The following is a 16,071-nucleotide window of genomic DNA, read 5'->3' on the forward strand; positions in this document are numbered from 1 at the left end:
TCATTCAAAATTCATTCATTCAATAATTCAATATAAAAGTGTCAAGTAAAGGAAAAAAAATATTCTTAGCCCTAACCATCATTGTTCCGATGATTATTTACTGCTATATCTATTATAAACCAATCATCCAGAATGCACCGTTCAGAAAGGCTGATTTTGTATCCATGCAATATAAATGGGGTTTAAAAGATACCTTAGAAAATAGCTACAATTCGGCCACAGGCGAATACCAGTACGTTACCAGTGCAGATTCTACCATTCGAAAAAAAGTGTTTTTAAAGAGTGATGATATTCTTTACATGCATGCTAAGGCCAATGAAATCGGACTTTGGAATTTTCCGGATACCATTGGGAAGAAAAGTCCAAAATCAATGGCAGTGCCCCGTTATGATATGCTGTTCAATTATAAAAAGAAATCGAAACATGTAATCGTTTACGGAGATTTCGATGGTAACCCAAAATTGCTGGATGCTGCCGTACAGATGAGAAAGGTGATCATGGAAACCTTAAACCAGGCAGAGCGGAGAAGCGGGAAATAGGGTTTAAGTCCGGAGTTGATCAGGCTATTCCGTTCAATGTGTTACCCGAGGGAGTTGAAGGGTATCTAGTTTGGAGTTGAGAGTTTTGCGTTTGGAGTTAATCAATCGATTCCCACGATCTGTTAACCTGAGGGGAGTCAAAGGGTATTTTAGTTCGGTTTTGGGCATTTAGCATCAGTTAACCGGTTTAAACAATTAACCGATTAACCTGGTTTGGCATTTGGCGTCGATTAACCGATTCAAACAATTAACCAATTAACCAACTTTTATAGGATATTTTCGTATATTTACGATATATTCGTAATAATGGAAAAGTTAACATTACAGGAAGAAGAGGCCATGCTGGCCGTTTGGCAGATCGGGAAGGGGTTTATAAAGGATTTTATGGACGTGCTTCCGGAGCCAAAGCCGCCATATACTACGCTGGCATCAACCGTTAAAAATTTAGAGCGCAAAGGTTATCTGGTAAGCGAACGTTTTGCCAATGCCAACCGTTATAGTGCCAAGGTTAAAGAAACGGAATATAAAAAACGCTTTATGAGCGGTTTCGTCAATAATTATTTTCAAAGTTCTTATAAGGAACTGGTTGCCTTTTTTGCAAAGGATAAAAAAATCAGTGCAGAAGAACTAAAAGAAATTATAAACCTAATCGAGAACCCTGAAAAGTAAATGCCATGCCACATTTATTTATCATTCTTTTAAAAATTAACCTGGTGCTGATTTTGTTTTCGGCAACTTATTACCTGGTATTGCGCAGGTTGACATTTTATTCCATCAACAGAATGTTTCTGCTGTTTGGAATCTTCTTTTCATCTGCTTATCCATTTATCAACCTTACCGGTTTTTTTGCTGATCAAAAGGCTATTCCTACCTTTGTGCCACAATTTAACCAGCAGGTAAGCCAGTTTGTACAACAAGATGCTGCTTCTATTTTTTGGCAGGCATTAACCTTGCTTTTTTATGTGGGCGTATTATTAATGGCCTTTAGGTTATTGGTGCAATTTATTTCGCTTTACAGGATGCACAAAAATTCTTTGCCCGATCGTTTGGCCGATTACAAGGTAAGGATTTTAAACGAAGAAGTGAGTCCTTTTAGTTTCTGGCAGACGATTTACATCAATCCGCGATTACATAAAAAGCAGGATCTGAACAATATCCTCGAACACGAAAAAGTGCATGTAGAAGAATGGCATACGCTGGATATCATCCTGGCCGAAATCTGTGTGGTTTTTTATTGGTTCAATCCGGGTGTATGGATGATGAAAAAAGCTGTTCGTGAAAATATTGAGTTTATTACCGACGCCAGGATCCTGAAAAAAGGTATCGATAAAAAAGCTTACCAATACAGTTTGCTGGATGTAGGTACGCTGCAACCATCGATCGCCATTGTGAATAATTTTAACCTGTCTGACCTTAAAAAACGGATTAAAATGATGAATGCCAAACGTTCATCAAGGGTGAATTTAACGCGTTATTTATTTGTGCTGCCCGTATTGCTTTGCGTTACGCTAGCATTTACCATCGATAAAAAGGAAGTTAAAAAAAGCCTGAAACCTTTAGCTAAAATAGTCGGTAATATTTTACCCGCAGAAGTAACTCAGGTACAGGTACTGCCGAAAACTGTTTCAAAACCGAAAGCAAAAAAGCAAATCTCAATCGATACCCTTAAAACACCGGATACAGTAACAAAAATGACTTTTATTATTAAAAGCATAACCGATGGGGTAGATTCTTCGCGAAAATCGGTAGAAGATGTATTTAAAGGTTTGGGTAAAAAAGTAAAAATCCTGAGCTTTAAAACAGATGGCGATTTTAAAGGCAAAACCTTTGTGCAGCATTTTAGCTTTAACGATTCAATAAAATCGGATCATAAAAATATCGATGTAAAAGTTTTGGCTAAAAGTGGAGGGGATCTGGAAGAATTGCCATTGCCAAATAAAAAGGGAATTGGCTTTGTGTATATTGTAAAATCAACTACTACAATCTCCGATGCAAAAGATGGAAAACAGCATTCAAATGATAAGGCAATCATAGCTGCAGAAAATACCTCATACTTTCTCAACGGAAATAAAATCACGAAAGAAGATTTGGACAAACTGAATCTTAATAAAGTTTCTGATATAAACATTGACCGGAATAATCAGGCTATTCAGATTAAAACGAAGCCTTAATTCTCGGAAGTTAAGGTCATTTCCTATAGTTGCCGTCATTTCGAGCGGAGTGCAACGTAGTCGAGAAATCTATCTCGAGGTAGATCTCTCCATTCCATTACATTCCAGTCGAGATGACGACCGTTCCAGGAGATTCGTCACCCTGAACTTGGTTCAGGGTCTTTCCGAAGCAGGCGGGCGCTTCACTGCGTTTCGGTCGAGATGACGAATCTATTCCCTAAAAACTAAATGTAGCCTTTAACATCGCTACTCTTCCTGGAATAAAATAGGTTCCGGTGGTAAGTGAGTTGGCTGAAAGGTAAACTGCATCAAAACTTTTAATATTGGCCAGGTTGGTGATACCGAATTCAAAATCTGTTTTCATTTTCAGGTATTTGTATTTAATATTCATATCCGCAAAAAGATATTTAAGATTTGCCTGTGTAGATTGATGCGTAAATAAATGTTCGGCGGATAAGTTTAAATATACATTTCTTACCGTTGTAATGGCAAGGGTTGATTGCTGCCTTAACTGCTGAAAATTGGTTTTTATCGCATCAGCAACTTTTGCCTTATTATCTGTTACTGAAAAATTTGCGAGGTAAGACCAGTTGATGAAATTGTTGAGTTTTGCTTCTATACCCACTCTATAGGTAATGGTTTGTGCATTAAATGCAAACAGTTCGTTGTTCTGTAACTGGTCATACCTGCTCTGCGAAAAGCTGATGCCACCATTTACCGTACTTTTCAGGGCGAAAAGATATTTACTCGCATTCGCATTTAAAGAAAGTGTACGGATGTGGTTGCTCAACGGCAAAACAATCCTTTGCTGAATATTATTGCTTAAACTGTAGGAAGAAATCGTATTTAGTTCGGCATCGCTGTAATTGGCCGTTAGATTGATAAATAACATCTGCATCGCTTTTCTGAAATTAAATCCTGCGCCGGCGTTGTGCGTTTTCGATTCCGAAATTGGTGCATTGTTCGCAAAAAGCGAGCGGTAGTTTTTTAAAATTGTTCCCTGGTAAATATCGTCAATTCCGCCTAAGTCGTTACGAAAGCTATAGTTTGCCGTAAGGTAGTTTTCTGTACTGGTTTGGTATTTAATGTTAATAGAAGGGTTTAAAAACAATTTATGCAAATGTTTATCCAATTGGTTTACATCATCGCTGTAATTAATCAGGTTGTAACTTAAAGGTACACTTAAGCCGGCTTTTAACTTATCGTTGGTAAATTCATAGGTAGCATCTGCATAAAGTTTGCTTTTAAGCCAGTTAAGGTTATTTACCGTATTGCCCGAAACCAGTTCGGTTTGCTGGTTATTCTGTGTGCGGTAAAGTTCCGAATTGAGCTGTTGTTGCTGCACATTAAAACCTGCTTTATAGGTTTGTACAAAATGATTGTTCACAAAAGCAAATGATGCATAATTATTGGTGTACCAGGTTGGTATTTTAACGTACTGGCTTAAGCCAAGATAACTGTTGCCATTATTTAAAATATCGGCATTAAGTCCTGGCGTAATGATTAAATTTTCTGGCTGAGTGGTACGGTTTAAATAGGAGTAGAAGTTAATTACATCTTCCGATTTCAATTTTTTACGGTAATTAAACTCGTTGGAAATATCGAGTGTTTCCTGCTTTAATACCTGATTGGCCGCAACATCATTAATCACAAAACCCGATGAAGTTTTAAAAGGCGCATAATCCAGTACAAAATTATTGTTCAGGTAATATTTGTCTGCATTTCCGTTCAGGTTAAATTGTACCCTTAATTTTTGCGGATTAATGGCATTGTTCTGCGACTCGGCATAACTGATCGTTTGACCGGAAAGATAAGTTTGCGAAAATTTATTGTACTGCTGACTGCGCTCGTCATACAGGTAAGAAAGGTTCGCCCTTAACTGCAAATCCTGCTTAAACTTGTATAAGTTGTTTAAATTGATTAATCCAACTTTATTAAACAGATACCTGCTTTGTGGTAAAGATGGCACCCCGGCAGCACCAGTTGAAAGGAGACTGCCCGGTTTGTCGTTATCCAGTTTCTTTAAATAATCAGAAAAGTTATGAGAAGTAAGATCGATGCCGGGATCATTTCCAATATTATTACCTTTAATGTTATTGATGAACTTCAGCTTTTTATTGAACAGCATCGCCGTCAGGTTCTCGTCAAAACGGTTCGGCATTCCCGCTCCGGCTGTGGCATCGCCCATTAGCTTCAGTTTGGCTTCATCTTTAAGTACCAGGTTCAGTGCCACATCATCGCTCATGTTGTTTTTACGCATCATTTTAACCGGTTGATCATTCTGGATCACCTGTACCTTATCTACGGCACCCTGTGGGATGCTTTTCGTGCCGATATTATACTTATCGTCCAAAAGATTGTCGCCGTCTACATAAAGGTTCGAAATGGATTTTCCGTTGTAACTGATTTTTCCATCCTCGGCCACTTCTATTCCGGGCATTTTTTTGAGCACGTCGCCGATACTTCTGTCCTGTTTATCGGCAAAATCGGATGGTCTGTAATTTAAGGTATCGCCCCTCGAAGTTAAAGATGGACGGTTTTTTACGGTTACGGTTTCCAGGTTTGTTTCGCTGCTCTGCATCACGAGGTCGTAACTTTTAGTCACATCGGTAACAATTGTGCTTAACTTTTTATATCCAATGCTCGAAGCTTCAATTTTATAACCGGTAACCTGATCGTTTTTTATAGGAATATTGAACTCACCGTTGCGGTTGGTTCTGCTGAAATTAATGATGTTCCCTTCAGTATCTTTCAGACTTACATTAACAGATTCTATTGCTTTTCCATTGGCATCTTTAACCAAACCTTTTATCGGTTTTTGAGCCCAGCCGGAAAAAGAAAAGATCAGGAATATTAATGTTATAGCGTAATTCTTCATTTTTTCTCAGGGATTTCGATGGGGTTGTTGATTTCAGGTTTTGTTGCTGCAGAACCCCCGGAAGGACGTGGGGCAGTATTGCTCTTAAATGAACCCTGAATGCCACTAGCAGTCATTTGCGCCTGCATAAAGCCCTGCGGATCTTTATCTCTCGCATCCTTCAGTTTATCTAATTCTTTTCTGGTGGTTTTAATGGCATCGGCCGGTAATTTGATTTCTGATCCCAGATAAGGAGTACCAGTATCAATGCCTACCATTTTTACCACACCAACACCGCCATTTGGAGCCGCAATTTTAACATCGTCGTCAGCATTAGCCTCACTGGCATCGTCTTTTACGTTTTCAAGACCGGCAAATTCAAATTTGACTTCTTTTTTATCGTCGTAAGCCTCTACAATTAATCCTGGTAAGCCGTTTAATTTCCACGGACCGCTTTGGAAAGGGATTTCAGTAGCAAACCACGCAATCCAGTTTCTGCCTTTAAACCTGGTAATTGCTTTCTGGCAGGGGATACCCGAAAAACTCATGGTATCTTTTAAAATTTTCCAGTCAATTTGCGGTGCGGCTTCTTCAATCAGATAATTATTGAAAAGGCGCTCCTTGGTAATCATTTTGTGCTCATTGGGGAAGAAAAAATAATCGGCCTGGGTTAAAGGGGTTTTCGTTTCACTTTTAACCTGAATTTGCATATTGCCATTGCCGCTCTGGTTCTTGATCTGCTCCTGTATCTGTTTCTGCATGTTTAACGATTGATTCAGTTTATCGTAGCTTGTGTACACAGAAGCATTTTTACCGGTAACAAGCAACATATTTTCCGTTCTTGGTTTATCGCGCTGCGTAGTATCCTGGATGTGGGTAAAAGTATAACGTACCCTGGCCAGGGCTTTATCGGGGTTTTGGGCTTTTGCCGAAATGGTTAGGGCAGTTGCTAAACAGATGGTTAGGATTTTTTTCATGATGATTGGTTTAAAATTTATCTATTTAATTTTCGTAAAACTACGAAATATTCGTAATAAAAAATTGGTTTAACATTTTTTAACAGTGAAGTACCATTTGCTTTAGCCACGGATGCACGGATAAACACGGAGAATCTATCGGTGGTGTCTCACCGACCGAAATCTAATTGTTATTTTGAAATGAACGGGTGGTAGTTCTTGGCAGGGTTTTGTCCCGCTTTCCGTTCCTCTCGACTTTACATCGGGATCACTGCAATCGGGTTTAGTAACAATGGTTGTGTGGCTTTTATAAAATCGAAATACCCAAAGAATTACCTAAATTGTCTTTCAGAAAGCTCGTAATACTTATCGACGAATGCATCTTAAAATCACGAAATCCTATAAATCCTGATCCTACATGATTTTAGTGAAAAATATTTTCGATATGTGTTTGTGTGTTAATTGAATTTGTTCTATATTTGCACCTCGTTAAATAAAAATTATAAAAACAAATATTTAAACAATGTACGCAATAGTAAATATAGCAGGGCAGCAATTTAAAGTTGCTAAAGACCAGCACCTTTTTGTACACAGATTACAAGGAGATGAAGGCGCTAGTATTGAATTTGATAATGTATTGTTGGTTGACAACGGTGGTGCAATTACTGTAGGTGCTCCTGCAGTTAAAGGTGCTAAAGTTTCAGCTAAGATCGTATCTCATTTAAAAGGTGATAAAGTAATCGTATTCCACAAAAAACGTAGAAAAGGTTACAAAAAGAAAAATGGTCACCGCCAGTTTTTCACTAAGATTCAGATCTCTGACATCACTCTATAATTAATTGTTAACCCAATAATTCGCTTTTTTGGCGAGTTACAAAATATAAAATCATGGCACACAAAAAAGGAGCCGGTAGTTCGAAAAACGGACGTGAATCGCATAGTAAGCGTTTAGGTATTAAAATTTTCGGTGGGCAATTAGCTATCGCAGGAAACATTTTAGTACGTCAACGTGGAACAAAACACCACCCTGATAAAGGTGTTGGTATCGGTAAAGATCATACTTTATTTGCTTTAGTTGATGGTACAGTAGTTTTCAGAAAGAAACAAGATAACAAATCTTATGTTTCTATCCTTCCTATCACCGACGCTGAAATCGAAGCAGCAGTAGCTAAAGCAGCAGTAGCTAAAGCACCAGTTGCTAAAGAAGCGGTTGCAAAGAAAGAAGTTGTAGCAGAAGAAGTTGTTGAAGCAGCACCGGCAAAAAAAGCACCTGCTAAAAAAGCAACTAAAAAAGAAGAATCTACTGAAGAAGCTGCTCCTGCAGAATAATTGGTATTCAAGTTATAAAAGAAAAGTCCCGATGCAAATCGGGACTTTTTTTTGTTTTAATGTTTTTTGGTTAATCGGTTAATTGTTTAAACTGGTTAATTGACTACTATCAAGAAATCAAATTGCTTATCAGCCTCAGTCGATTGTCGCAAACTTCCTTAAGTTATCGTCATTTCGAGCGAAGTGCAACACAGTCGAGAAATCTATTTTAGATCTCTTTGTTCGAGTCGAGATAACGATTTTCTCTAAGACCTATTATCAGTAGAGAATGGACTAAAGACTATGGACTTAGGACTAATCCCAATTGGCTATTAACTCTAAACTCCCAACTCCCAGCTAATGTTAAATCCTGTTAAATAACAAAAATTAACATTTTTCAGATTTAGATTTGAGTATTGATTTAAAAACAATCCAAATGAATCTGAAAAGAATATCCTTATTAATCCTATTATTGATTTCTGGCCTTTTATTACATGCACAGGATGTGGAAGAAAATATCCGCATGATAAAACCATTTAAAGCCGATGGCATATCAAACGAATGGAACGAACCACTTAATCAATATAACGATGCTACCAAGTTAGCCTTTGCGCTGGCCAATGATGATAAAAACCTATACATCATTATCGAATCGCTGGATCCCCAAACTACTTTTAGTGTGTTAAGAGGAGGCATTACTTTAAATATCAATACCGCAGGCAAGAAAAAAGAGGGTATGAAATTAACTTTTCCGTTAATGGAAAGACCGCCTATGCCAAAAGAGGGGGAAGAGCACCGAGAGCATGCTGCTTTACCAGCAGAAAGAGAAAATGAAATGCACGATCCTGCTGCCATGAATAAAAGTATCCGTGTTTCTGGCTTTAAAAATATTCCTGATGGAGAATTACCTGCCATTAATCAGGATGGTATTGAAACGGGAATGAGCATTCATCCAAACAGAGACTTGATTTACGAACTGAGTATTCCATTGGCGCAGTTACAAGTTGGCCTGGATCTTAAAAAACCGCTTGTTTATAATATTAAAATAAATGAACCTGCTAAATCTGGCTTTAAAAGAGAAAGTGCTCCTGAAGGAGGAAACAGTGGTGGAAGAGGTCGGTCTGGAGGTAGAGGTGGCATGGGTGGCGGAGGCTTGAGCGGAGGTGGCGGTGGCGGAAGAGGTGGAATGGGCGGAGCAGGAGGTCAGCGACCAATGCAGGGTGGCGAATCTTCTAAATCATCAGATTTTTGGATTAAATATAAGCTGGTGAAGGCTTAAATAAAATTACCGTCATTTCGAGTTAGAACTTAACCCATAAAAATCAATATTATTGGCAGAGAAGTTAAAGTGAATAACCATCCTAAAGTCACCGTCATTTCGAGCGGAGTGCAACGCAGTCGCGAACCACGTAAGTGCTCAGCGAAGCTAAATCTATTCGAGATAGATCTCTCCCTGCCCGAAGCAGGCGGGCGCTCCACTGCGTTTCGGTCGAGATAACGATGTTCTTTAATATTCCCTAGCCATTAATTGCTCGGTAAGCGTTAAAAGATTTGCTTTCTTTTCATCACTCACATTAATCTGTTCAAACACCGCTAAGGCTTTATTACGGTAGTAATTCATACTTTCTTTAGCAATATCCTGAATATCCAGCGTGTCGTAAACCTGACGCACAGTTTCTACCTTTTCTTGTGCGTTAAATTCTTTGTATCCCGTCCAGGTATCTAATGATTTACGGGTGTCACCTTTGGCCAGTTCGAAAGCTTTTAATAGTAAGAAAGTTTTTTTATTGGCAATAATATCTCCTCCAACCTGTTTTCCGAATTTTTCCGGATCGGCATAAACATCCAGAATATCATCCTGCAACTGAAACGCAATTCCGATATTTTCGCCAAACTGATAAATCAGATCAGCATCTTTTTCTGAAGCACCGGCAATAATTGCACCCAGTTTTAGTGCACCACCAAGCAATACGGCTGTTTTTAGCCGGATCATATTGATGTACTCATCAATGCTTACGTCATTACGGCCTTCAAATTCCATATCCAGCTGCTGACCTTCGCAAACGCCCTGAGCCGTTGCGTTAAATGTATCTAAAACGTCTTTCAGGAAAATAGGATTTACTTTTGCGAGGTTTTTATTGGCCTCTACCATCATCACATCGCCACTTAAAATGGCAACATTGGTACTCCATTTTTCGTGTACGGTGGACTGCCCCCTGCGGAGTGGTGCATTATCCATAATATCATCATGAACAAGCGTAAAATTATGAAAAACCTCTATGGCCATAGCGGCATGGATGGATTGATTTGGATCTCCGCCGAACAGTTCGGTGGCCATTAAAACCAATAAAGGCCTTACGCGTTTTCCACCAAGGTTAATGATATAGGTAATCGGATCGTAAAGTTGTTTAGGGTGATCCGGAAATTTTAAATTTTGTATTGCAGTATCTAAAATTTGCTGTAATTGTTCTGTAGTATGCATGCTTTGCTTTGAACATTGTGTTTTCGGGCACAAATGTCTTAATTTTTAATCAGGAATCAGCGTAAAATCGATTTGACGTTTAGAAAGATCTACTTTTTTAACCCTGATCATCACTTCATCCCCCAACTGGTACTTTCTTTTTTTGCGTTGACCTATTATGCAGTAGTTTTTCTCGTCGAGCACATAAAAATCGTCGGATATATCACGTAAACGGATCATACCTTCACATTTGTTCTCTTCAATTTCCACATACATGCCCCATTCGGTAACGCCCGAAATAATACCTTTGTACTCTGTACCGATGTTATTTTCAAGATATTCGGCCTGTTTGTATTTAACAGATGCGCGCTCGGCATCGGCAGCCCGTTTTTCCATGGCCGAAGAATGTACGCAAGCTACTTCGTAAAATTCGGCATCTGCTGATTTACCGCCATCTAAATAGCTTTGTAAAAGCCTGTGGGCCATTACGTCGGGATAACGGCGGATAGGGGATGTAAAGTGGGTATAATATTCGAAAGCCAGGCCGTAATGACTGGTTTTTTTAGTTGAATAAATCGCCTTAGCCATTGATCTGATGGCCAGTGAAGTAAGAATATTTTGTTCTTTTTTACCTTCAACATCGGCCATTAAACTATTTAATGATTTGGCAATTTCCTTATCCGATTTGGTATTGATTTTATAACCGAAACGGGAAGCAAATGTGGCAAAGGTTGTAAGGGTTTCCATGTTTGGCGAATCGTGCACCCGGTAAACAAAGGTCAGTTTATTTTTACCCTTTACTTTTTTGGCTACAAATTCGGCCACTTTCCGGTTGGCCAATAACATGTAATCTTCGATAAGTTTATGGGCATCTTTACGTTCTTTAACATAAACACCGATTGGTTTTCCTGTTTCATCAAGTTTGAATTTAACCTCGGTACTTTCGAAACTGATGGCTCCATTTTTAAATTTACGGTCGCGGAGAATGTAAGCGAGCTCATTCAACTTCAAAATTTCTGTAGCATAATCACCTGCTTTATTCTCAATCACTTCCTGTGCCTCTTCGTAGCTAAACCTTCTGTCAGAATGGATTACTGTTCTTCCATACCATTCATTTTGGATATTGGCCTGTTCATCCAGCTCGAAAACCGCTGCAAAACACAATTTATCTTCATGCGGACGTAATGAACAAACGCCATTGCTTAAACGCTCAGGAAGCATCGGGATCACCCGATCTACCAAATAAACGGAAGTTGCACGGCTATAGGCTTCTTTATCCAAATCTGTTCCCTGGATTACATAATGCGAAACATCGGCAATGTGTACACCGATTTCGTGGTTTCCATTAGGGAGTTTTTGGTAAGAAATGGCATCATCAAAATCTTTTGCATCAGCCGGATCTATGGTAAAGGTTAATATATTTCTAAAATCTTTTCTTTTGGCAATTTCTTCGGCCGGGATTTCTTCGGGGATGGCGTTTGCTTCGCGTTCTATCTGAGGTGGAAACTCCAATGGAAAACCATATTGCGCTAAAATCGCATTCATTTCGGTGTTATTCTCACCCTGGTTACCCAATACATGTTTTACAATACCAATCGGATTTTTAGCACTTTCGGGCCAGTCAGATAGAGTTACCAATACCCGCTGGCCGTTTTTGGCATCGTGGGTATCGGCCAAAGGCACAAAAATATCGTGCATCATTTTTTTATCGTCCGCAATTACGAATGCAAAACGATCGGATATTTTGATTACCCCTGTAAAATCTGATTTTGCCCTTTTAATAATTTCGACAACCTCACCATCGTTTTTACGACCGCTTTTCTTGGCGAAAACATAAGCTTTAACCGTGTCGCCATGTAAGGCATTTTTGAGTTTCTTCGGCGCTACAAAAACATCTTTTTCAAACTCATCTTCCGGAACGATATAAGCCGAACCATCGGCGGTCATATCTACCGTACCAATAATGAAATTTTGAAGTTCTTTAAGTTTAAATTTACCTTTTTGGGGTTCTATGAAAATTCCTGCATTTTTCCCCTCCTTTAAGATCTCGAGAATAGTCTCCCTTGATTCCTGATCGTTCAAATTTAATTTGGCCGAAACCTGCTTATAATTGAGCAGTTGATTGTTGTTCTTTTCAAAAACATCACTAACCAATTGATTCAGAACCAATTTTATATTTGCCGATTTTTTCTTTGCCATACGCTAATACTGAATTTACCGAAGATACAGAAAATATGTAAGATGGGAGATGGAAAATGGATAATGGAGGCAGTTCAATGGTTCATTTGTCATTCGTTTATTGGTGGAGTTGTGGGTAATTGTAAATCAGATTGCTTAATTGTTAGATGGCTAGATTGTTATCTGAATATTGGTTAATCGGTTAATTGTTTAAATCGGTTAATCGTAAATCGGATCGTTTAATTGTTAGATGGCTAGATGGTTAATCGGTTAAATGTATAAATTGGTTAATTGTAAATCAAATTGCTTAATTGTTAGATGGGTGGTTGTAAACCGTTGAATGAAAGTTGATTAAATATTAGTGTCCCACTAAACCATTATTCAAACTTTCTTTCCATTCTATGGACTATGGACTATGGACTATGGACTATAGACTAAGTTCCGGGAATAGCCTCTATTAATTTTCTCGTGTATTCTGCTTTAGGCGCATTAAATATCTGTTCAGGGAAACCTTCTTCTTCGATTTTGCCTTTATTCATTACGAGAATTCGATCAGAAATATGTTTAACTACAGCCAGATCGTGCGAGATGAAAATGTAGGTGAGTCCGAATTCTTGCTGGAGCTCTCTGATGAGGTTTAAAACCTGTGCCTGAACGGAAACATCTAAAGCGGATACCGATTCGTCGCAGATGATGAATTTGGGTTCTAAAGCCAAAGCGCGGGCAATAACCACACGTTGCCTTTGTCCGCCGCTGAATTCATGTGGATAGCGGTTAAAGTGTTCTTCTTTTAAGCCTACTTTATTTAGGAGTTCTAATACCTTTTGTTTGCGTTCGGCATCATTGCGGTGTAGCTTATGTACCTGTAAAGGTTCTAAAATAGATTGTCCGATACTTAAACGCGGATTTAAAGAAGCATAAGGGTCCTGAAAAATGATCTGGATATCTTTTCTTAATTTCCGCAGATCAGTTTTATTAATATGTGTAATATCTTCTCCGTTAAAGATAATCTGACCAGAAGTAGGCTGGATTAATCTTAAAATGGTGCGGCCTAATGTGGTTTTGCCACAGCCCGATTCGCCCACTAATCCTAATGTTTCTCCCGGGAAAACCTCGAAATTCAATTGATCAACAGCTTTTACATAATCGGTGGTTTTGCTAAACAGGCCGTTACTAATTGGATACCAGGTGCAGAGCTCTTTTATCTGGAGAAGAGGTTTTTGAGCATATAATCTTTCCCTTCTTGCCGCAATTTCTGTAGCGGTTAACTGGTTCGAAGCCTGTAAATGCGCGGAGGCGTCATCAATTTTTCCGGTAAGGAAATCGGCCACAACAGGTAATTTCTTTAACTGCAGGGCAGGTGAAGGGCGGCAGGCAAGCAGACCTTTGGTATAAGGATGTTGAGGGTTCTCAAAAATGGATTTTGCAGGTCCCTGTTCTACAATTTCGCCCTTGTACATTACCGCAACTTCATCGGCAATTTCGTTTACCACACCTAGATCGTGCGAAATAAAGATCATGGCCATGTTGCGTTCAGTTTTCAGTTTTAAAAGCAACTGAAGAATTGTTTTCTGAACGGTTACGTCTAATGCGGTGGTTGGCTCATCGGCGATTAATAATTTGGGATCGCAGCTTAAGGCCATCGCAATCATGACCCGCTGTTTTTGTCCGCCGGAAATCTGGTGCGGATAACTGTCGAATATTTTTTCGGGACGGGGTAATTGTACCTCGTTAAAAAGGGCAATGGTATGTTTTTTTGCTTCGGCTTTATCTACTTTTCTATGGAGTATAATCGCTTCAGCAACCTGATCGCCACAGGTAAACACAGGGTTAAGGGAAGTCATCGGTTCCTGAAAAATCATCGAGATCTGGTTTCCCCTGATCTGACGGATTTCATTGGTGCCAAGGTTAAGCAGACTTACGTTTTCAAAATCGATTTCACCCGTAATTTTTGCAGTCTTTTCATCGTGCAAACGCATGATGGAAAAAGAGGTAACCGATTTTCCGGAGCCCGATTCGCCTACAATACCTAAAACCGTTCCTTCTTTTACATTAAAACTGATTTGTTTAACGGCTTTAAACCAGGTTTTTTCTTCCTGGTTATAAAAATCAATATTTAGGTTTTCAACGTTTAGCATCAGGTTACAATGGTAACATTTTCTGCTGAAATTATATCCATTCCTTTAAATTTTAACAGCACCTGCGCCGTAGTAATTACATCTTTCTGGCAATAGGTCACAATCCGATCGAGATTTTTCTCTTCATAGTAAACCTGCCTTACCTGTGAGCCGTTGATATCATCTTTTGGGGTAGGGATATTCAAAATTGCGGCCAACAGGTTTAAGGAGGTGAAATGCTTGTAATCGCCGAATTTCCAGAGCTCCATGGTATCGATATGGTTAACTTCCCATGGTTTTTTGCCCGAAAGCTGCAGCTGAACAGGGATTTCTATTCCGTTAACCAATAACCTCCGGCATAAATAGGGAAAATCGAATTCCTTACCATTGTGCGCACAAAATACTAAAGTGGGAGCTTGTTTGCTTAACAAGGTGGAAAACTGCAAAAGCATTTCTTTTTCGTCGTGACCAAAAATAGATTTGATCCGCAGAGAATAAGATTGATCCTGTACATTAAAAATTCCCATGCTGATACAGATAATTTTGCCGAATTCGGCCATGATACCTGCTTTTTCGTAAAAATCTTCAGGACTTTGGTCCGCACTTCGCTGATAATGTGTTTTTTGCTCCCAAAGTTCCTGAAAATGCGGGGGAACATCCTGAAATGAAGGGTATTGCGGAACAGTTTCGATATCGATAACCATTACCTGATTGAGATCTAACGTTTTTAGCATATATGAATTCTTTTCTGTAAAACAATTTACAATTTTCATTTCATAATCCTGTAGATAAAAGATTTAACATCACAATAATATTCTATAGCTTTGATTTATGGCGAAAAGTAAATTCGAGGAATCTTTAACAGATGGGGCTCATCTGCAACTTCAACAGTTAACTGGGAACTGGCAGGGAACAACCAAAACATGGTTCGAAAAGGATGTTTTGGCTGATGAATCTCCATCTGAAGCTCAAATTACGTCCATTTTAGGCAGCCGTTTTATTTTGGTTGATTATCATGGCAGTTTGGAGGGAAAGCCTTTTGAAGGCAAAATGATCATCGGTTTCGATATTCCGTACCAAAGGTTTACCACAAGCTGGATGGATAGTTTCCATATGGGTACGCAGATCATGTTATCAAGCGGAGAAGCCACTGTAAATGGTTTCTCGGTTTTTGGCGAATATGGTAGTCCTGAGTATGGGGAACAGCTTTGGGGCTGGCGCACAACGCTGGAAATTGTTGGAGATAATGAGTTTATATTAACTGCCTATAATGTTTCGCCGGAAGGGGAAGAGGCAAAAGCGACGGAAACGGTTTATAGAAAAATCTAGGTTTTTAGAAAATGGTTCGTGGCGACACGAACATGACGAATTATTGGTCGGGATTTGTAATCCCGACTTTTGAATTAAGGATTTATAATCTTTTAAGGTGGATTGCAAATCCACAGCTCATTCAGATAAGATTGCAAATCTCGACTAACGGTTTT

Annotated in this window: 13 protein-coding genes; 7 read left to right on the top strand and 6 right to left on the bottom strand. The window is 39.0% G+C overall.

The window, feature by feature from the left end; translation table 11 throughout:
* Positions 1 to 38: 38 nt before the first annotated feature.
* From ACTJKC_RS01620 to ACTJKC_RS01630, 3 genes are all read left to right on the top strand, one after another.
* Positions 39 to 539 (top strand): hypothetical protein, encoded by a 501-nt coding sequence (locus ACTJKC_RS01620; protein WP_440789661.1) that lies wholly within the window; start codon positions 39 to 41, stop codon positions 537 to 539.
* Between the two features lie 306 nt (positions 540 to 845).
* Complete coding sequence (locus ACTJKC_RS01625) at positions 846 to 1,208, top strand: BlaI/MecI/CopY family transcriptional regulator (protein WP_025146770.1); 363 nt, start codon at positions 846 to 848, stop codon at positions 1,206 to 1,208.
* 5 nt (positions 1,209 to 1,213) lie between these two features.
* The gene (locus ACTJKC_RS01630; protein WP_440789663.1) at positions 1,214 to 2,710 is read left to right on the top strand and encodes a M56 family metallopeptidase; all 1,497 of its coding nucleotides are present in this window, start codon (positions 1,214 to 1,216) and stop codon (positions 2,708 to 2,710) included.
* A gap of 217 nt (positions 2,711 to 2,927) precedes the next feature.
* Here the strand turns inward: ACTJKC_RS01630 and ACTJKC_RS01635 are convergent, their stop codons facing one another.
* Both ACTJKC_RS01635 and ACTJKC_RS01640 read right to left on the bottom strand, forming a co-directional pair.
* Complete coding sequence (locus ACTJKC_RS01635) at positions 2,928 to 5,588, bottom strand: carboxypeptidase regulatory-like domain-containing protein (RefSeq protein WP_440789665.1); 2,661 nt, start codon at positions 5,586 to 5,588, stop codon at positions 2,928 to 2,930.
* Entirely contained in the window at positions 5,585 to 6,544 is a 960-nt protein-coding gene (locus ACTJKC_RS01640) for a GLPGLI family protein (protein WP_440789667.1), read from the bottom strand. Before ACTJKC_RS01640 ends, ACTJKC_RS01635 begins: the two co-directional genes overlap by 4 nt.
* Positions 6,545 to 7,046: 502 nt before the next feature.
* On the opposite strand from ACTJKC_RS01640, the gene rplU reads away from it, so the two are divergent.
* The 3 genes from rplU to ACTJKC_RS01655 all read left to right on the top strand — a co-directional run bounded on the left by rplU (position 7,047) and on the right by ACTJKC_RS01655 (position 9,110).
* A complete protein-coding gene (rplU, locus tag ACTJKC_RS01645; protein ID WP_039476071.1) occupies positions 7,047 to 7,358 on the top strand; it encodes a 50S ribosomal protein L21 in 312 nt (103 codons plus the stop codon).
* A gap of 53 nt (positions 7,359 to 7,411) precedes the next feature.
* Positions 7,412 to 7,852 (top strand): 50S ribosomal protein L27, encoded by a 441-nt coding sequence (gene rpmA, locus ACTJKC_RS01650; protein ID WP_440789669.1) that lies wholly within the window; start codon positions 7,412 to 7,414, stop codon positions 7,850 to 7,852.
* 415 nt (positions 7,853 to 8,267) lie between these two features.
* Positions 8,268 to 9,110, top strand: coding sequence for a hypothetical protein (locus tag ACTJKC_RS01655; RefSeq protein ID WP_440789671.1), 843 nt, complete (start codon positions 8,268 to 8,270; stop codon positions 9,108 to 9,110).
* 228 nt (positions 9,111 to 9,338) lie between these two features.
* On the opposite strand, the gene ACTJKC_RS01660 is transcribed toward ACTJKC_RS01655, so the two are convergent.
* The 4 genes from ACTJKC_RS01660 to ACTJKC_RS01675 form a co-directional block, all read right to left on the bottom strand.
* Positions 9,339 to 10,313 carry a polyprenyl synthetase family protein gene (locus ACTJKC_RS01660; RefSeq protein ID WP_440789673.1) on the bottom strand — a complete coding sequence of 325 codons (975 nt, stop codon included), beginning with the start codon at positions 10,311 to 10,313 and terminating at the stop codon, positions 9,339 to 9,341.
* A gap of 45 nt (positions 10,314 to 10,358) precedes the next feature.
* Positions 10,359 to 12,491 carry a ribonuclease R gene (gene rnr, locus ACTJKC_RS01665; protein ID WP_440789675.1) on the bottom strand — a complete coding sequence of 711 codons (2,133 nt, stop codon included), beginning with the start codon at positions 12,489 to 12,491 and terminating at the stop codon, positions 10,359 to 10,361.
* Positions 12,492 to 12,904: 413 nt separating this feature from the next.
* Complete coding sequence (locus ACTJKC_RS01670; RefSeq protein WP_440789677.1) at positions 12,905 to 14,608, bottom strand: ABC transporter ATP-binding protein; 1,704 nt, start codon at positions 14,606 to 14,608, stop codon at positions 12,905 to 12,907.
* Positions 14,608 to 15,321, bottom strand: coding sequence for a 3'-5' exonuclease (locus ACTJKC_RS01675; RefSeq protein ID WP_440789679.1), 714 nt, complete (start codon positions 15,319 to 15,321; stop codon positions 14,608 to 14,610). Before ACTJKC_RS01675 ends, ACTJKC_RS01670 begins: the two co-directional genes overlap by 1 nt.
* 97 nt (positions 15,322 to 15,418) lie before the next feature.
* Between ACTJKC_RS01675 and ACTJKC_RS01680 the strand changes: the two genes are divergently transcribed.
* Positions 15,419 to 15,916: a DUF1579 domain-containing protein gene (locus ACTJKC_RS01680; RefSeq protein WP_440789681.1), complete on the top strand. Its 498-nt coding sequence runs from the start codon at positions 15,419 to 15,421 to the stop codon at positions 15,914 to 15,916.
* Positions 15,917 to 16,071: the final 155 nt, after the last annotated feature.

Source organism: Pedobacter sp. 22226 (assembly GCF_052045455.1).
Taxonomy (GTDB): Bacteria; Bacteroidota; Bacteroidia; order Sphingobacteriales; family Sphingobacteriaceae; genus Pedobacter; species Pedobacter jeongneungensis.